17 protein-coding genes are annotated in these 17,426 nt (G+C 64.0%); 9 read left to right on the top strand and 8 right to left on the bottom strand.

Going from position 1 to position 17,426, the window contains the following annotated elements; genetic code table 11:
- Positions 1-4: 4 nt before the first annotated feature.
- Positions 5-1,435, bottom strand: coding sequence for a coniferyl aldehyde dehydrogenase (locus tag ACK56M_RS27690; protein ID WP_054573397.1), 1,431 nt, complete (start codon positions 1,433-1,435; stop codon positions 5-7).
- A gap of 151 nt (positions 1,436-1,586) precedes the next feature.
- Between ACK56M_RS27690 and ACK56M_RS27685 the strand changes: the two genes are divergently transcribed.
- A complete protein-coding gene (locus ACK56M_RS27685; RefSeq protein WP_015272163.1) occupies positions 1,587-2,252 on the top strand; it encodes a TetR/AcrR family transcriptional regulator in 666 nt (221 codons plus the stop codon).
- A gap of 47 nt (positions 2,253-2,299) precedes the next feature.
- Positions 2,300-3,154, top strand: a complete 855-nt coding sequence (locus tag ACK56M_RS27680) for a sulfurtransferase (RefSeq protein WP_013974638.1) — start codon at positions 2,300-2,302, stop codon at positions 3,152-3,154.
- Positions 3,155-3,282: 128 nt separating this feature from the next.
- Here the strand turns inward: ACK56M_RS27680 and ACK56M_RS27675 are convergent, their stop codons facing one another.
- The 6 genes from ACK56M_RS27675 to ACK56M_RS27650 all read right to left on the bottom strand — a co-directional run bounded on the left by ACK56M_RS27675 (position 3,283) and on the right by ACK56M_RS27650 (position 10,538).
- Positions 3,283-4,275: a hydrolase gene (locus tag ACK56M_RS27675; RefSeq protein ID WP_013974637.1), complete on the bottom strand. Its 993-nt coding sequence runs from the start codon at positions 4,273-4,275 to the stop codon at positions 3,283-3,285.
- A gap of 60 nt (positions 4,276-4,335) precedes the next feature.
- A complete protein-coding gene (locus ACK56M_RS27670) occupies positions 4,336-5,709 on the bottom strand; it encodes a M16 family metallopeptidase (RefSeq protein WP_015272161.1) in 1,374 nt (457 codons plus the stop codon).
- Complete coding sequence (locus ACK56M_RS27665) at positions 5,702-7,003, bottom strand: M16 family metallopeptidase (RefSeq protein WP_015272160.1); 1,302 nt, start codon at positions 7,001-7,003, stop codon at positions 5,702-5,704. The genes ACK56M_RS27670 and ACK56M_RS27665 overlap by 8 nt, the downstream gene beginning before the upstream one ends.
- Positions 7,004-7,097: 94 nt before the next feature.
- Complete coding sequence (rsmD, locus tag ACK56M_RS27660; RefSeq protein ID WP_015272159.1) at positions 7,098-7,700, bottom strand: 16S rRNA (guanine(966)-N(2))-methyltransferase RsmD; 603 nt, start codon at positions 7,698-7,700, stop codon at positions 7,098-7,100.
- A complete protein-coding gene (locus ACK56M_RS27655) occupies positions 7,700-9,190 on the bottom strand; it encodes a M16 family metallopeptidase (protein WP_102083242.1) in 1,491 nt (496 codons plus the stop codon). Before ACK56M_RS27655 ends, rsmD begins: the two co-directional genes overlap by 1 nt.
- The gene (locus ACK56M_RS27650; RefSeq protein ID WP_015272157.1) at positions 9,183-10,538 is read right to left on the bottom strand and encodes a M16 family metallopeptidase; all 1,356 of its coding nucleotides are present in this window, start codon (positions 10,536-10,538) and stop codon (positions 9,183-9,185) included. The genes ACK56M_RS27655 and ACK56M_RS27650 overlap by 8 nt, the downstream gene beginning before the upstream one ends.
- Before the next feature lie 230 nt (positions 10,539-10,768).
- Between ACK56M_RS27650 and ftsY the strand changes: the two genes are divergently transcribed.
- From ftsY to rpoH, 4 genes are all read left to right on the top strand, one after another.
- Positions 10,769-12,280, top strand: a complete 1,512-nt coding sequence (gene ftsY / locus ACK56M_RS27645) for a signal recognition particle-docking protein FtsY (RefSeq protein WP_411959164.1) — start codon at positions 10,769-10,771, stop codon at positions 12,278-12,280.
- Positions 12,281-12,282: 2 nt separating this feature from the next.
- Positions 12,283-12,954: a cell division ATP-binding protein FtsE gene (gene ftsE, locus ACK56M_RS27640; protein ID WP_013974630.1), complete on the top strand. Its 672-nt coding sequence runs from the start codon at positions 12,283-12,285 to the stop codon at positions 12,952-12,954.
- Entirely contained in the window at positions 12,951-13,973 is a 1,023-nt protein-coding gene (ftsX, locus tag ACK56M_RS27635; RefSeq protein ID WP_013974629.1) for a permease-like cell division protein FtsX, read from the top strand. Before ftsE ends, ftsX begins: the two co-directional genes overlap by 4 nt.
- 111 nt (positions 13,974-14,084) lie before the next feature.
- Positions 14,085-14,939 (top strand): RNA polymerase sigma factor RpoH, encoded by an 855-nt coding sequence (gene rpoH, locus ACK56M_RS27630; RefSeq protein WP_015272155.1) that lies wholly within the window; start codon positions 14,085-14,087, stop codon positions 14,937-14,939.
- 182 nt (positions 14,940-15,121) lie between these two features.
- On the opposite strand, the gene mtgA is transcribed toward rpoH, so the two are convergent.
- Positions 15,122-15,832 carry a monofunctional biosynthetic peptidoglycan transglycosylase gene (mtgA, locus tag ACK56M_RS27625; protein WP_015272154.1) on the bottom strand — a complete coding sequence of 237 codons (711 nt, stop codon included), beginning with the start codon at positions 15,830-15,832 and terminating at the stop codon, positions 15,122-15,124.
- 64 nt (positions 15,833-15,896) lie between these two features.
- On the opposite strand from mtgA, the gene ACK56M_RS27620 reads away from it, so the two are divergent.
- The 3 genes from ACK56M_RS27620 to ACK56M_RS27610 all read left to right on the top strand — a co-directional run bounded on the left by ACK56M_RS27620 (position 15,897) and on the right by ACK56M_RS27610 (position 17,420).
- A complete protein-coding gene (locus ACK56M_RS27620; RefSeq protein ID WP_015272153.1) occupies positions 15,897-16,268 on the top strand; it encodes a DUF423 domain-containing protein in 372 nt (123 codons plus the stop codon).
- Positions 16,269-16,371: 103 nt separating this feature from the next.
- A complete protein-coding gene (gene thiS / locus ACK56M_RS27615) occupies positions 16,372-16,572 on the top strand; it encodes a sulfur carrier protein ThiS (RefSeq protein WP_003257817.1) in 201 nt (66 codons plus the stop codon).
- A gap of 53 nt (positions 16,573-16,625) precedes the next feature.
- Positions 16,626-17,420: a thiazole synthase gene (locus ACK56M_RS27610; RefSeq protein WP_013974625.1), complete on the top strand. Its 795-nt coding sequence runs from the start codon at positions 16,626-16,628 to the stop codon at positions 17,418-17,420.
- Positions 17,421-17,426: the final 6 nt, after the last annotated feature.

Raw genomic sequence — 17,426 nt, 5'->3', positions numbered from 1 at the left:
GCCCTCAGCGGATAAAAAGCTTGAAGACCAGGCGCTGCAAGGCTTTGCCATAAGGCGGGTAGACCAGCCGGGCAGCGTTGAAGCGTTGCTTGGTCAGCACCGCCTTGGCCTTGCTGAAGGTCAGGAAGCCGTCATGGCCATGGTAATGGCCCATGCCTGAAGGCCCGATGCCGCCGAACGGCAAGTCGTCCTGAGCCACGTGCAGCAGGGTGTCGTTCAGGCACACTCCGCCGGAGTGGGTGTGGCGCAGCACCTGCTCCTGTGTGGCGCGGTCATAGCCGAAGTAGTACAGCGCCAGCGGGCGCGGGCGCTGGTTGATGTAGGCCAGTGCCTGCTCGAGGTTGTCGTAGGGAACCAGCGGTAGCAGCGGGCCGAAGATTTCGTCCTGCATCACCTGCATGTCATCGTTCACGCCCAGTAGCAGGTGTGGTGGCAGGCGCCGGCCCTGGCGGGTTTCACCCGGGTACAGGTCAAGTACCTGCGCTCCTTTGGCGTGAGCATCGTCCAGTAAATGCTGCAAGCGCTGCAGTTGGCGCGAGTTGATGATTGCGGTGTAGTCAGGGTTGTCGGCGATGCGCGGGTATAGCCGGCGTACTGCACGCTGGTAGGCGTCGCTGAAGGCCTCCAGGCGCTCGCGTGGCACCAGCACGTAGTCGGGGGCGACGCAGGTCTGGCCGGCGTTTAGGGTCTTGCCGAAGGCAATGCGTTCGGCGGCGCTGTCCAGCGGTACGTCTGCCGAGACTATGGCTGGCGACTTGCCACCCAGCTCCAGGGTGACGGGGGTCAGGTTGTGCGCCGCAGCCAGCATTACCTTGCGCCCCACGCTGGTGGCGCCGGTGAACAACAGGTGATCGAACGGCAGGCGGGCAAAGGCCTGGCCTATCTCGATCTCGCCGAGCACCACGCTGACCAGATCGGTGGGGAACACTTGCTCAAGTAGTTGTTTCAGCGCCAGGCCAGTGGCAGGCGTGGCCTCGCTGAGCTTGAGCATGACCCGATTACCGGCAGCCAGAGCGCAGGTCAGGGGGCCGATGGCAAGGAGCAGCGGGTAATTCCACGGCACGATGATGCCGACCACGCCCAGGGGTTGGTACCGCACATGCGCGCTGGCCGGCTGGAAGGCCAGGCCGACCCTGCGCCGGCTGGCGCGCATCCAGCGCCGCAGGTGTTTTTCGGCGTGGCGCAGGCCTTGCACCGAGGGCAGCAGCTCGGCCAGCAGGGTTTCGTCGGCGCTGCGCCCTTCAAAGTCCTGGCCGATTGCCTCGATCAGTTCGGCCTGGCTGGCCAGCAGGGCTTCCCGCAGGCTTTTCAGCCATTGACGCCGCTGCGCAGCTGGTGGCAGTGGGTTGCCGGCAAAGGCCTGGCGTTGGGTGGCGAACGTCGCTGCAAGGTCGAGGTCGAATTGCACAGGGGGCAAGGCACTGGGCGAGGTCATGGCGGCTCCGAGTCCGAGCAGGAAATCACTAGAGCCTATACTCTAATTTGTACCATGGTGCGAATTTTTCCGCTTTATCGAGCGGTGCACTCCACCGCCAATACGCCGTAAGATGCCCCTTTGTTGAAGGCCCGCAGACTGGGAGCTGAGCATGGCCCCGCGCATGAAGACCCGAGAGCGCATCGTGCAGAACAGCCTGGAGCTGTTCAACCAGCAGGGCGAACGCAGCGTCAGTACCAACCACATTGCCGCGCACATGGAAATTTCGCCCGGCAACCTGTATTACCACTTCCCCAACAAGCAGGCGATCATCGCTTTGCTGTTCAGTCAGTACGAAGAACTGGTGGACAGCTTCCTGCGCCCGCCGCAAGGCCGTTCGGCGACCGTGGAGGACAAGCGCTTCTACCTGAAGGCGCTGTTGGCGGCGATGTGGAACTACCGTTTTCTGCATCGTGATCTGGAGCATCTGCTGGACAGCGACCCGGAGCTGGCCGCACGTTATCGGCGCTTTTCCGAACGCTGCCTGCGTCAGGGCCAGGCGATCTACCGCGGTTTCGTCGAGGCGGGCATCCTGGCCATGACACCAGCCCAGATCGAATCGCTGACCATCAATGCCTGGATCGTATTGACGTCCTGGGTACGTTTTCTCAGCACCACGCGGGAACATTCCGCGCACCTGGGTGAAGAAGCCTTCAAGCGCGGCGTCTACCAGGTACTGGTGCTGGAGCTCGGCTTCGTCACCGACAACGCCCGCAATGCGGTGGACGCCCTTTGCCAGGAATTCCATGTACCGTTCAACCAGGCCCTGGAGCACTAACCCAGGGCCAAAGTGTTATCGATAGTGCCATCGATCAGGAGATTGTCATGCCCCTTGCGCAATTGATCACCCCGCAGCAGTTGGCCGAGCGTCTGGGCTCGCCCAAGTTGGTGATCCTCGACTGCCGCTTTGCCCTCGAGGATGTGGACTATGGCCAACGCAGCTATGCCCAAGGGCATATTGCCGGAGCGCATTTTGCCGACCTGGAGCGTGACCTCAGCGGGCCTGTGAGCAAGGGACGCACCGGGCGCCACCCATTGCCGGATGCGCGCCGGTTGGTCGAGCGCTTGCGTGAGTGGGGGCTGGACGATGACAGCGAGGTGGTGTTGTACGACGACGGCCCAGGCGCTTTTGCCGCCCGTGCCTGGTGGCTGCTGGCCTGGCTGGGCAAGCGCAGCGGTGTAGCGATCCTCGACGGTGGCCTGAAGGCCTGGCATGCGGCGCACCTGCCGCTCAGCCTGGACCCGCCGCTCAAGCGGGAAGGCACCTTCAACGGTGAGCCGGACGGCAAGCTGCTGATCGATGCCGAGCACCTGGCCAAGCGTCTGGGTAACCCAGACCTGACCTTGATCGATGCGCGTGCCTTGCCGCGCTTCCGTGGCGAAGTGGAACCGATCGACCCGGTTGCGGGGCATATTCCGGGGGCGCAGTGCGCGGCGTTTACCGACAACCTTGGGGCTGATGGGCGTTTTCTGCCTTCGGACCAGCTAAAACAGCGCTTTGCTGAAAAGCTCGCCGGGCGTGCACCGGAGCAGTTGGTGGCGTATTGCGGGTCGGGGGTGACGGCGTGTCATAACCTTTTCGCCTTGGCGTTGGCGGGATATCCACTGGGCAAGCTGTATGCCGGGTCGTGGAGCGAGTGGATCAACGATCCGCAGCATGGCGTAGCCACTGGCGAGTAAGCAGGCCCGGCCTCATCGCCGGCAAGCCAGCTCCCACAGGTACATCACTACCCATCGGGCCTGTGGCACACCTGTGGGAGCAGGCTTGCCGGCGATTAGGTCGGTACTGCCAATGAAGTCTGCAGCTCCTATTGGCCTTCCACCAACCACTGTGGAATCCGCCGCTCCAGGTAATACCCCGGGTTACGCAGGCTGCCATCGACAAAGCCCACATGGCCGCCGCGGCTGTGCAGTTCGAAGCGGGTCTGCGGCGCCAGTTCGCGGGCTGTTGGCAGGCTGTGGCCGGAGACGAAAGGGTCATCGCTGGAATGGATGATCAGCGTCGGTGTGCGGTTCTGGCCGAGGAAGAAATGGCTCGATGAGCGGCGGTAGTAGTCGTGCGCATCGCGAAAACCGTTCAGCGGTGCGGTGACCTTGCCGTCGAATTCCCAGAACGTGCGCAGGTTGACCAGCGGCCCCAGCCGTTGCAGCGTCGCCAGCCGTTCATGCTGGCCCTTGTCGTGGAAGTGCCGCTGCTTGAGCTGAACATAAGCCAGCATCTCGCGCATGAAATGCGCCTGGTACACCTTTGAAAAGCCCTGGCCGATGCGGTCGGCGCAGTGGTCCAGGCGAAACGGCACCGACACTGCCACCGCAGCCTGCAGCTGGCTGGCGACACCGCTTTCGCCAAGGTATTTCAGCAGCACATTGCCCCCCAGCGAATAACCCACCGCATACAACGGCGCCAACGGGCGCTGGGCGCGCAGGTGGCTGACGATTTCGGCCAGGTCTTCGCTGGCACCGGAATGGTAGCTGCGTGGCAGCAGGTTGGGCTCGCCCGAGCAACCGCGCCAGTTCACCGCCACGCTGGCCCAGCCGCGGCCGTGCAGCGCTTGCTGCAAACCTTTGACGTAGGGCGAGTGGGAGGAGCCGGTCAAGCCGTGCAGCACCAGCACCAACGGCGCATGGGGCTGGTGCGGGCCGTGCCAGTCCAGGTCGATGAAGTCGCCATCGGCCAGCCATAGCCGCTCGCGGTTGCGCTGCAGCTCTGGCAGTTTTCGCCACAATGGCCCCCACAGAGTTTGCAGGTGGGGGTTGGACAGGCCGATGGCCGGGCGGAATGTGGCGCTGGGGCTGGGCATGCTGGACGACTCGTGATGTGCCTGCCTAGAGTGCCATGAAACAACGCCACTGTACCTGCGCTATTGGTCGGTGGCTGGCAGCGGTTGCTGGTCGACACGTGGGCCGACACTGACCAGCACCTTGCAGTTCAGGTCGAGCCGGCGCTGCATCACCGCACGGATATCTGCCGGGCTCAGCCTGCCGATGCGCTCGATGTAGCTGTTCAGGTGGTCTGCAGGCTGATGCTGCTGGGTGATCGCCGTGAGCAATGCTGCCAGGCTGTTGTTCTGCGCCACGCCACGCAGCAACTGCCCAGCCAGCTGTTTGCGCGCCAGCTGGAGCTCGGCCTGGGTTGGCCCTTGCTCCATGAAATCGCGCAGCAAGGCTGCTACAAGTTCCTGGGAGCCTTGCACGTACGGTGGCGCGATCTCCCACTCTATGGTGAACAGCCCGCCGGCACTCAACGGCGAAGCATGGCTGTAGATGCCGTAGGTCAACCCGCGACGTTGGCGCAGTTCCACCATCAGGCGCGATTCGAGGCCTGAACCCAACACTTCACTGGCCAGCACCAGGGCTGGGAATTCCGGGTCATTGGCGGGAACGTTCATGGGCAGAGCCAGCAGCACTGCACTGCTGGTGCCGGGCTGTTCGACGTTGATGGTTGCATGTGTCGCTACCGGGATGGCTGGCAGGTCAACGGCGGACCAGCCTTTCGGCAGGGCCTGGCTGATCTGTTGCGCGATGGCTTGCGCCTCGCTCAGGGCCAGGTCCCCGACAAGCACCATTTCCAGGTTGCTGGCGCTGTAGGCGCGTTGGTGGAATGCCCGCAAGTCTTCAGGGCTGACGGCGTCCACGCCTTGAATGGTGCTGCCCAGCGGGTTGCCATAGGGATGGCCCTGGAACAAATGGCGAAACGCCTCGCTGCGCGCCCTGAGCCTGGGGCGCCGTTCGCGTGATGCGTTGTGCTGCACGAGCTGGCGTTTGACCTTTTCCAGGGCAGGCGCGGGGAAAGCCGGGTTTGCCACGAGGTCGGTAAACAGGTCCAGGGCAGGTTCAAGTATCGTTTTCGTGCTCACGCTGCGCAGGCTCAGCGTTGCATGCTCCAGGCGTATCTGCTTTTCCATGATCGCGCCCAGGCGCTCCATGCCCTCAGCTTGCCGGGCGCTGGTGTAGCGCCTGCTGCCCTCGTCGAGCATGTACAGCGTCAAGGCTGCCAGGCCGGGTTGCAAGGTGTCCTGGGTCGTGCCGGCCTTGAACCGCAAGACCACATCGACGATAGGCAGCCCGCGGGCTTCTACGAACTTCACGCCTGTGCCTGCTTCGGTGGTCCACGCCTGCACCTGCGTCTGAAGGGTGTCGAGCTGGTCCAGATCAACCCCTTGGGCCGAGACCAGACCACTGTAACTTCCGTTGGCTACAGCCGGTTGCGGCATGCTCGCGATCTTGTCATTCATCGGTACTCTCCTTGTGGTGCATGAAGGTGATGGCCGCACGGGCATCAGTCAGGAACTCCAGCGCAACCAGGCCTACCTGCTCGGCTGTCACGGCTTCGATGGCTTGCCGCTCATCATCCAGGGCAACGGGGTCCAGACCGCAGGCGGCCTGTTTGCCGATGGCCTCTGCCTGTTTGCCGATGTCGTCCCTTTCGAACAGTTGCCTGGCCAGCAGGCGAGCCTTGGCGCGTTGAAGGTCTTCCTTGGAGGGGGCCGACTGGCGGAACGCTTCGATTTCCAGCATCAGCCTTTCGGCTGCGGCCTCCGGCGTAACCTGCGGGCTGCAGAACGCGTACAAGGTCAGCAGGCTGTCACCGCGCTGCCATGGCTCATAGGTCGCTCTCAAGCCCTGTAGCAGCGGAGTGTCCTGTACCAACAGGCGCTGCAGCGTGCTGGAGTGGCCTTCGGCAAGAATGTCCGGCAGCAGGCGCAGTGCGCAGGCGTGTGAGCCAGAGCGTGCGGTGCATTGGCTGGGAAGGTTGAAGCTGATGATCACGCCGGTGTACAGGCCATGCCAGCGAAGGGTCTGGCTGCGCCGAACTTGCCCAGAAGGCTTTATGGGTGTTTGCCGTGTTGGCAGGCGGTTGGCGGGGATCGCTGCAAAGTGCCGTGTCACCAGCTTTTGCAGCTGGGCCAGGGCAATGTCACCGGCCACGGCGAGCGTGGCGTTGTTGGGGTGGTACCAGGTCTGGTACCAGGTGCGCGCCGCCGCCGGGGTCATATGGCCGAGGTCGGTCTTGTGGCCGGTCACGGGGGTGCCATAGCCGCTGTTGCCATAGGCCAGCAACTGGTGATGTTCCACTGCCAGTGCCAAGGGGCTGTTGTCGATATCCTCGCGTCGCTCGGCCATGACTACTGCCAGTTCACGGGCAAAAGGTACTTCGCTGAGGGTGGCGCTGGCCATGACGTCGGCCATCGCCTCCAGGGCAATCTCCAGGCGGTTGCGTGGCAAAGTCAGCGGAAAGACCGTGGCATCGGCGTAGGTAAAGGCATTCGGGTCACCGCCCAGGCGGCTCATGAGGGCAGAATACTGGCCTGGAGCCAGTTTGCTGCTGCCTTCGAACAGCAGATGCTCCAGGGCATGGGACAGGCCGGTGTGGCCTTCAGGCTCGTAGCTGGAGCCTACGTGGTACCACAGCTGCACGCTGACCAGCGGCGCGCGGTTGTCTTCACGCAGGTAGACGCGCAGGCCGTTGGCGAGGGTAAAGCTGTGCACCGAGCCTGCCGGCGCGGGTGGGGCGGGGTGGTGGGTCATGGTTGAAGTGCTCCTGCAGGAATCGGAGGAGCAGCTTCAGCCAAGAAGGCGGCGGGTTTGTGGTAACTAAATACGGCAACCCAGGGTTACCGGATCAACCCCGTTGCCAAAGTGCGTAGTGCACCTGGCCGGTCTTTTTCTCGCGGTGCAGGCGCCAGTTGCCCGGCAACTGCAAGGTCGACGGTGCGGCCTCGCTTTCGGTGTAGACCCACGCCTGTTCGCGCAACCACTGGTTCTGTTCCAGCAGGTTGCAGGTGTCGGCCAGCAGGTCCTGGTGGAACGGTGGGTCAAGGAACACCACATCGAACTGCTGCTTGGCTGGGCCTTGCAGATAACGTAGGGCGTCGGTCTGCAGGATCTGCCCGCGCGGGCAGCGCAGTATCTCGAGGTTGTTCTTCAGGTTGGCGATGGCCGCCGGGTTGCTGTCCAGCGCGACCGCGTCCTCGGCCCCGCGGGACAGGGCTTCGAGCACCAGGGCGCCGCTGCCGGTGAAGGCGTCCAGCACGCGGGCTCCCTCGATATAGGGTGCCAGCCAGTTGAACAGGGTTTCGCGCACGCGGTCGGGCGTTGGCCGCAGGCCTTCTCCATCCGGCACCGACAGGCGGCGGCTGCGCCATTCGCCGGCGATGATGCGCAGGTGGCCCTGGCCCTTGCTTTGGCCGGGTTGCGGGCGGGCGGGAGGGGTGGATCTTGGCATTAGTGCTCCGGTACCCCGAGCGGCTGCTCGGAGGGCTTGTCAGTGGGGGCAGGCAGCGGTTTCTGTGGCACTTTCGGGCCCACGGTAACCATCACCAGTTTATCCGCTGACAGGTGTTTGTTCATGGCTGCTTTGACCTGCTCGACGGTGAGTGCCTGGGACTGCTGCATGAAGTCCTCCAGCCAGGTCAGCGGCAGATTGTAGAAACCGATGGCGCCCAGTTGGCCGACGATACTCGCATTGCTTGCATTGGACAGTGGGAAACTCCCAGCCAACTCGCGCTTGGCGTCGTCCAGTTCCTGCTGGGTGGGGCCGGTCTTGAGGTAATCAGCGAGAATGCTCTGTACCAGCTTGAGCGTACCTTCGCTGAGCTCGGCACGGGTTTGCAGGTTGATCATGAACGGGCCACGCACCTGCATCGGGCTGAATACCGAGTACACGCCGTAGGTCAGGCCGCGCTTCTCGCGCACCTCGCTCATCAATCGGGTACCGAAGGAACCCCCACCGAGAATCTGGTTGCCCAGCGATAGTGCTGGCCAGTCCGGATCCTGGCGGTCGATACCCAGGGCGGCGAGCATAAGGTGTGTCTGCGTGGACGGAAAATCGATGTGGTTGAGGCTCGGGTAGGTTTCAGCAGGTTGGGCCGGTGCTGCCAGTGCCGGGCCCTTGGGCAGGCCGGCGGATACCTGGGCGGCGATGCTTTCGGCCTCGCTACGGCTGAGGTCGCCGACCAGGGCAATGACTGCGTTGCCGCCGGTGTAGGCCTTGGCATGGAAAGCGCGCAGCTGTGCCAGGCTGATGGCATTGATGCTCTCGGCGGTGCCGTCGCTCGGGTGAGCGTAGGGGTGGTCGCCGTAGAGATTGGCGAACAATGCCTTGCTGGCGACCTTGCCGGGGTTTTGCTTCTCGTATTCGAAGCCGGCGAGCATCTGGTTCTTGATGCGCTTGAGGGCGTCCTCGGGGAAGCTAGGCTTGCCGGCCACTTCAGTGAACAGCTTGAGCGCCGGTTCACGCTTGTCCTTGGCGCTGAGGCTGCGCAGCGAAGCCACGGCCATATCGCGGTAGGAGCCGTTGCCAAAGTCGGCGCCCAGGCCCTCGAAGCCTTCGGCGATGGCAGTCACATCCTTGCCGGCCACGCCTTCGTTGAGCATGGCGTTGGTCAGGGCGGCCAGGCCTGGCGTGCCGCCATCCTGGCTGCTGCCGGCGGCGAAGGTGATGCGCAGGTCGAACATCGGCAGTTCGCGGGCCTCGACGAACAGCACGCGGGCGCCTTCTGCAGTGTTCCAGTGCTGTATGTTCAACTGGCGCCGGCTGGGCGCCTTGCCATCCAGTTCGGCCAGTGACTGCAAGGTATTGGCCGGGCGTGCCGCGTTGTTGTCGGCTTTGGCGGCATTGTCAGCCATGGCCGGGGCGGCCAGCACTGCCGCCAGCGCCAGGGCGCGGATGCCCGTGGTCAGCAGGGTTGGGCGTGGTACGCGGCGATTACTCATGAGCGGACTCCTCGGGCAGTACATGGGCAACGCTCAGGCGTTCGCGGGTGAAGTAGGTACGCGCGGCGTTCTGGATATCCTGCGGAGTAACGCGCTTGAGCTCATCCAGCTCGCTGTCGATCAGCTTCCACGACAGGCCGACGGTTTCCAGCTGGCCGATGGTAGTGGCCTGGCTGCTGATGGAGTCGCGGTCGTAGACCAGGCCGGCAATGACCTGGGCGCGTACGCGCTCCAGCTCTTCGGCGCTGGGCGGGGTGGTCTTGAGCTCATCAAGCAGCTGCCAGATGCCTTTCTCGACATCGGCGAGGGTTTTTTGCTTCTGCACGTTCGGCGTGGCCGAGATCAGGAACAGGCTGTCGCCGCGGGTGAAGGCGTTGTAGCTGGACGAAGCGCCGGCCACCAGTTCCTGGCCGCGTTCCAGGCGTGCCGGCATGCGGGCGCTGTAGCCGCCGTCGAGCAATGCCGAGATCAGGCGCAGGGCATGCACCGTACGCGGATCCTTGGCGGTGGGCAGGCCAGGTACGTTGAAACCGTAGATCAGGCTCGGCAACTGGGTGCGCACGTGCAGCGTCAGCTGGCGCTGGCCTGGTTGGACCAGCTCGAGCGGCAACTTGGCCGGTGGCACGGCGCGTTTGGGGATGCTGCCGAAGTACTTCTGCGCCAGGCCCTTGACCTCATCGACGGTGACATCGCCGACCACCACCAGGGTGGCGTTGTTGGGGGCGTACCAGGATTCGTACCAGTGGCGCAGTTCCTCGACCTTCATGCGCTCCAGGTCGGCCATCCAGCCGATGGTCGGGGTATGGTAGCCGCTGGCCGGGTAGGCCATGGCGCGGAACAGCTCGAACGCCTTGGAGTTGGGCTGGTCGTCGGTGCGCAGGCGGCGTTCTTCCTTGATCACCTCGATTTCGCGGCTGAATTCGTCAGCGGGCAGGCGCAGGCTGGCCAGGCGGTCGGCCTCCAGCTCCAGGGCCACCGGCAGGCGGTCGCGGGCCAGCACCTGGTAATAGGCGGTGTAGTCGTCGCTGGTGAAGGCGTTTTCTTCGGCGCCAATGTCACGCAGGATGCGCGAGGCCTCGCCGGGGCCGACCTTGGCGCTGCCCTTGAACATCATGTGTTCCAGCGCGTGTGACAGGCCGGTCTGGCCAGGGGTTTCGTAGCTGGAGCCAACCTTGTACCAGATCTGCGAGACCACCACCGGGGCGCGATGGTCCTCGCGCACGACTACTTTCAGGCCGTTGTCGAGGATGAATTCATGGGTGGGTTGCACATCGGCGGCGAAGGCCGCGAGCGGCAGGCAGAGCGTGCCGAGCAACAGGCCAGCGGCGCGGCGGGCTAGAGCATTCATACGGTGTTTAACCTGTTCGGCGGCCCGCTGGTTTAGCGTCGGCGGGCCAGGAGGTGCTAGGATACTGATCCGGTTGCCTGGCGACCATGCCTGTCGCCGTTCTGGCCCGCAGGACACTAAGACAAAACGTTGCGCATGAACCAGCCGGCTTCAAGATAGTCTGTTCTGCGTAGAGAGAATTCCCGATGCGCCATAGCTGGCCCATCGCTACCCTGAGATAGCCGTCTTCCATGTTTGGTTCCAACGACGACAAAAAAGCGCCAGCCGAGGCTGGTGAGAAGAAAGGCCTGTTCAGCTGGTTTCGCAAGAAGCCGCAGCAACCTGTGGCAACGGGCGTGCCCGCGAATGAACCCCCAGCCGTCGAGCAGCCTGCAGCCGCTCCGGTCGAAGGGGCTACCGCCGAAGCGCCACAGGCCCCTGAACCCGTTCAGGCCCCTGCGGCCCCACAGCTGACAGAACCGCAGCAGGTCGCCGCACCCGTCCAATCCCCAGTGGTCGAGGCCCCTGTCCCCGAACCGGTTGCTTCCCAGCCGTTGCAGGCCCCTGAACCCGAGCCGGTCGCTTCCCAGCCGCTGGTGGCACCTGCACCGCAGCCGGTCGCGTCGATGCCCTTGCAGACGGCCCCGATCGAGGCGGCCCCGGTCGTCGAACCGGCCGCGCCGGTCAGCAACCTGGTGCTGCCGGTTGCTGAAGAGCCCGTGGCCCTGGTGCCGGATCTGGAGCCGAAAGCGCCGCCCGCCATCCCGGAACGCCCTGCACCAGAGCCTGTTGCCCCTGTGGCTGCAGCCCCGGTCGCCGTGCAGGCCGAACAGGCCAAGCCCGGCTTCTTCGCCCGCCTCAAGCAGGGCCTGTCGAAGACCAGCGCCAGCATCGGCGAGGGCATGGCCAGCCTGTTCCTGGGCAAGAAAGTCATCGATGACGACCTGCTTGACGAAATCGAAACCCGACTGCTGACCGCCGACGTTGGCGTGGAAGCCACTTCCACCATCGTCCAGAACCTGACCCAGAAGGTTGCCCGCAAGCAGCTGGCCGACGCCGATGCTCTGTACAAGTCGCTGCAGGAAGAACTGGCTGCGCTGCTGCGCCCGGTCGAGCAGCCGCTGGTGGTGCAGGCGCAGAACAAGCCCTATGTGATCCTGGTGGTCGGTGTGAACGGCGCCGGCAAGACCACCACCATCGGCAAACTGGCCAAGAAGCTGCAGCTCGAAGGCAAGAAAGTGATGCTGGCTGCTGGCGACACCTTCCGTGCTGCTGCGGTCGAGCAACTGCAGGTGTGGGGCGAGCGTAACCAGATCCCGGTGATCGCCCAGCACACCGGCGCCGACTCCGCTTCGGTGATCTTCGATGCCGTACAGGCCGCCAAGGCCCGTGGCGTCGACGTGCTGATCGCCGACACCGCTGGCCGCCTGCACACCAAAGACAACCTGATGGAAGAGCTGAAGAAGGTCCGCCGGGTCATCGGAAAGCTCGACGCCGAGGCGCCGCACGAGGTGCTGCTGGTACTCGATGCGGGCACCGGCCAGAACGCCATCAGCCAGGCCAAGTACTTCAACCAGAGCGTCGAACTGACCGGCCTGGCCCTGACCAAGCTGGACGGCACTGCCAAGGGCGGGGTGATCTTCGCCCTGGCCAAGCAGTTCAAGCTGCCGATCCGCTTCATCGGTGTCGGTGAAGGCATCGACGACCTGCGTACCTTCGAAGCCGAGCCGTTCGTCAAGGCTCTGTTCGCCGAGCGAGACTGAACATGATCCGATTCGAACAGGTTGCCAAGCGCTATCCCAATGGTCATGTGGGTTTGCATGAGCTGAGTTTCCGGGCGCGCCGGGGCGAATTCCTGTTCGTCACCGGCCACTCGGGCGCGGGCAAGAGCACCTTGCTGCGCCTGCTGCTGGCCATGGAGCGCCCGACCAGCGGCAAGCTGATGCTGGCCGGGCAGGACCTGGGCCAGATCAGCAACTCGCAGATCCCGTTCCTGCGTCGGCAGATCGGCGTGGTGTTCCAGAACCACCAGCTGTTGTTCGACCGCACGGTGTTCAACAACATCGCCTTGCCGCTGCAGATTCTCGGCCTGTCCAAGGCCGAGGTCGCCAAGCGCGTGGACTCGGCGCTGGAGCGAGTGTCGCTGGCCGACAAGGGCGAGCTGTTCCCGGCCGACCTGTCCACCGGGCAGCAGCAACGGGTGGGCATCGCCCGCGCCATCGTTCACCAGCCGGCCCTGCTGCTGGCCGACGAACCCACCGGTAACCTCGACCCGCGCCTGGCCGCGGAGATCATGGGGGTGTTCGAGGACATCAACCGCCTGGGTACCACGGTATTGATCGCCAGCCACGACCTGGCACTGATTGCGCGCATGCGCCACCGCATGCTGACCTTGCAGCGCGGCCGCTTGATCGGCGATGGGGAGGCCGGGCAATGAGCACTACACGTACGCCGAAGGTTTCCGAGCGGGTTGCGCCGAAGCCGGCCGACCCGCAACCGGCGAAGAAAAAGCACGACGACGATGACGGCCCGGATTTCCGCACGCTGCTGCATGCCTGGCTGGAAAGCCACCGTGCCAGCATGGCCGACAGCCTGCGCCGGCTGGGCAAGCAGCCGATCGGCAGCTTCTTCACCTGCCTGGTGATGGCGGTGGCGCTGAGCATGCCCATGGGCCTGTCATTGCTGCTGAAGAACGTCGAGAAGCTTGGCGGCTCGTGGCAGCGCGCCGCACAGATCTCGCTATACCTCAAGCTCGATGCCGGTAGCCGCGAAGGCGAGGCGCTGCGCGACGAGATCAAGGGCATGCCCGGCGTGGCCGACGCTCAGTATGTCAGCCGCGAGCAGGCGCTGGAGGAGTTCCAGCAACAGTCTGGCCTGGGCGAAGCCCTGCGTGAACTGCCTGACAACCCGCTGCCCGGCGTAGTGGTGGTGACCCCGACCGAAGTCGACAAGCCGGCCCTGGAAGCCTTGCGTCAGCGCCTGTCGGAGCTGCCGCGGGTGGAGGTGGCGCAACTCGACCTGGTATGGGTCGAGCGCCTGGCGGCCATCCTCAAGCTGGGTGACCGCTTCGTCTTCGGCCTGGCCGTGATGCTGATTTCTGCCCTGCTGTTAGTAATCGGTAACACAATTCGTCTACATATTGAAAACCGCCGTACCGAGATCGAAGTGATCAAGCTGGTCGGTGGTACAGACGCCTACGTACGCCGGCCTTTCCTTTACATGGGCGCACTGTATGGCCTGGGTGCAGGGGTGATTGCTTGGGGTATTCTGGCGTTTGGCCTGAACTGGCTGAACGAGGCGGTGGTAGGGCTTTCCGGGCTGTACGGCAGCGACTTCGCCCTGGGTGGGGTGCCGGCGTCCGATGGTCTGTCGCTCTTGATCGGAGCGGTGCTGTTGGGGTATATCGGTGCATGGATCGCAGTGGCTCGTCATCTGAACGAGCTGGCGCCGCGATAGTTTTTACGTGCCAGCATTGACAAATTATTCACCATGGAACTTGTACCGTCGTTCCAGGTCAATGTTGGCAGCGCCCACAAGGCGCAAGTTCTGTAAGTCGGAGGTTCTTGAATGACCACATCGTTGCAACCTGCCTATGCCCTGGTACCTGGTGCAAACCTGGAAGCCTACGTGCACACGGTCAACAGCATCCCGCTGCTGACTGTCGAGCAGGAGCGTGATCTGGGCGAGCGTCTCTATTATGAGCAGGATGTCGAGGCCGCTCGTCAAATGGTGATGGCCCACCTGCGTTTCGTCGTACATATCGCCCGTAGCTATGCCGGCTACGGGCTGGCCCAGGCCGACCTGATCCAGGAAGGCAACGTCGGCCTGATGAAAGCCGTCAAGCGCTTCAACCCGGAAATGGGCGTGCGCCTGGTGTCGTTCGCCGTGCACTGGATCAAGGCAGAGATCCACGAGTTCATCCTGCGCAACTGGCGCATCGTCAAGGTGGCCACCACCAAGGCCCAGCGCAAGCTGTTCTTCAACCTGCGCAGCCAGAAGAAGCGTCTAGCCTGGCTGAACAACGACGAAGTGCACCGCGTGGCGGAAAGCCTGGGCGTGGAGCCGCGTGAAGTGCGCGAGATGGAAAGTCGCCTCAGCGGCCAGGACATGGCCTTCGACCCGGCAGCGGAAGCTGACGACGACAGTGCCTTCCAGTCGCCTGCGCATTACCTGGAAGACCACCGTTATGACCCGGCGGTGCAGCTGGAGGATGCCGACTGGAGCGACAACTCCACCAGCAACCTGCACGAAGCATTGCAAGGGCTGGACGAGCGTAGCCGCGACATTCTCTACCAGCGCTGGTTGGCGGAAGAGAAGGCCACGTTGCATGAGCTGGCGGACAAGTACAGCGTTTCGGCTGAGCGGATTCGCCAGCTGGAGAAGAATGCGATGAACAAGGTCAAGGCGCTGATCGCGGTCTGATCGAGCCCTGGCTGCAAGGAAAAGCCGCTGGCCCGCATAGGGTGAGCGGCTTTTTTTTGGCCGGGGGATTTTGGGGCCGCTTTGCGGCCCTTTCGCGACACAAGGCCGCTCCTACAAGAGACTGCGATCCCCTGTAGGAGCGGCCTTGTGTCGCGATGGGCTGCGCAGCAGCCCCAAAAGGCTCAAAGTTTGCGCGAAGTGTCGAGCTGCATCAGGTAGCTGGGCCCACCCAACTGGCTCATCTGCCGGCGAATCCAGCCGGCACGGCTGGCCACATAGGCGCTCGGCCGGCTGGCGCTCCACTTGATCGGGCTCGGCAGCACCGCCGCCAGCTGCGCCGCCTGCTGGCGGCTAAGCCGGCTGGCATCGACGCCAAAGTGGTAGCGCGCTGCCGCCTGGGCGCCAAACACACCTTTGCCCCATTCGGCACTGTTCAGGTAGACCTCGAGAATCCGCTCCTTCGACCAGAACAGCTCGATCAACGCGGTGAACCAGGCCTCCAGGCCTTTGCGGAACCAGCTGCGCCCGGACCACAGGAACAGGTTCTTGGCCACCTGCTGGGTCAGGGTGCTGGCACCGCGAATGCTGCCGCCGCGCTCGTTGTAGGCCAGCGCTGCCTGGATGGCCGGGATGTCGAAGCCCCAGTGGTTGGCGAACTTCTGGTCCTCGCCGGCAATGACCGCGACCTTGAGGTCGTCGGAGATGTTCTCCCACGGCTCCCAGTCGCGCTGCAGGTCGATCGGCTCGCCATTCACCCAGGACTGCACCTTGCGCTCCACCATCAGCGCCGTACCGGGTGGTGGGACCCAGCGGAACACCAGTACCAGCACAATGCTGCCGGCAGCGAACCAGAGCAGGGCGCGAGAGAGGCGGCGGAGAAGGGTTGGCAGCATGGCGATGGCTTGGCCGTACGGGTGGAAGGGGCCATTATACAGACCCGATCCAAGGAGTCGTCCCATGCTTCGCAGCTTCCTGATGCTTGCCGCCTTTTTCGGCTTCACCGGTGTCGCCCTGGGCGCTTTCGCCGCCCATGGCCTGAAAAGCCGGCTGACGGCCGACTATCTGGCGATCTTCCAGACTGGTGTGACCTACCAGTTGGTGCATGCCCTGGCGATCTTCGCTGTCGCCGTGCTCTCGGTGCACCTGCCAGGGCGCCTGGTCGGCTGGGCTGGCGGCCTGTTTGCCGTGGGGATAGTGCTGTTCTCCGGTAGCCTGTACCTGCTGACCCTCAGCGGCCTGGGCAAGCTCGGCATCATCACCCCGATTGGTGGCCTGTGCTTCCTCGCCGGCTGGCTGTGCCTGGGCCTGGCAGCCTGGCGGCTCGGTTGACCGGGTGGTCCACAATCACGACTAATGGTGTGCAGCGCCCTTGGGTTGCAGGGCGGTTCAGCGCTAGAATGCGGGCCCCCAAAGAACAATGGTGGCCGTGCGCATGCGCATTCAACTGAACGGTGAACCTTACGAATTGCCCGCTGGCGAAAGTGTCGCGGCCCTGCTGGCCCGCCTGGAGCTGACCGGGCGCCGCGTCGCGGTGGAACTGAACCTGGATATCGTGCCGCGTAGCCAGCACGACAGCACGCTGTTGAACGACGGCGATCAGGTCGAGGTGGTCCACGCCATCGGTGGCGGCTGATTCTGGCCGGCGATTCACCTGCAAGCCCAGCAACCTTTTCCCGAGGAACAACCATGAGCAACGTTCGTAGCGACAAGCCCTTCACCCTGGCCGGGCGTACTTTCCAGTCGCGCCTGCTGGTCGGTACCGGCAAGTACCGTGACATGGAAGAAACCCGCCTGGCCATCGAAGCCTCGGGTGCCGAAATCGTCACCGTAGCCGTGCGCCGCACCAACATTGGCCAGAACCCGGGCGAGCCGAACCTGCTCGATGTGCTGCCTCCGGACCGCTATACCATCCTGCCGAACACCGCGGGCTGCTACGACGCGGTCGAAGCCGTGCGCACCTGCCGCCTGGCCCGCGAACTGCTGGATGGCCACAACCTGGTCAAGCTGGAAGTACTGGCCGACCAGAAAACCCTGTTCCCCAATGTGATCGAAACCCTCAAGGCCGCCGAAGTGTTGGTCAAAGACGGTTTCGATGTGATGGTCTACACCAGCGATGATCCGATCATCGCCCGCCAGTTGGCCGAAGCCGGCTGCATTGCGGTCATGCCGCTGGCTGGCCTGATCGGTACCGGCCTGGGTATCTGCAACCCCTACAACCTGCAGATCATCCTGGAAGAGTCCAAGGTGCCGGTGCTGGTGGATGCTGGTGTGGGTACTGCGTCCGACGCCACCATCGCCATGGAAATGGGCTGCGAAGCTGTGCTGATGAACTCGGCCATCGCCCACGCCCAGCAGCCGGTGCTGATGGCCGAGGCCATGAAGCACGCCATCGTTGCCGGTCGCATGGCCTACCTGGCCGGCCGTATGCCGAAGAAACTCTATGCCAGCGCCTCTTCGCCGCTGGATGGTCTGATCAAGTAAGAGCCC

The sequence above is a fragment of the Pseudomonas sp. s4 genome (genome assembly GCF_046764235.1).
GTDB lineage: Bacteria > Pseudomonadota > Gammaproteobacteria > Pseudomonadales > Pseudomonadaceae > Aquipseudomonas > Aquipseudomonas asiatica.
The sequence above is the reverse complement of the archived record's forward strand: the minus strand, read 5'-3'. Positions and strand labels throughout refer to the sequence as shown.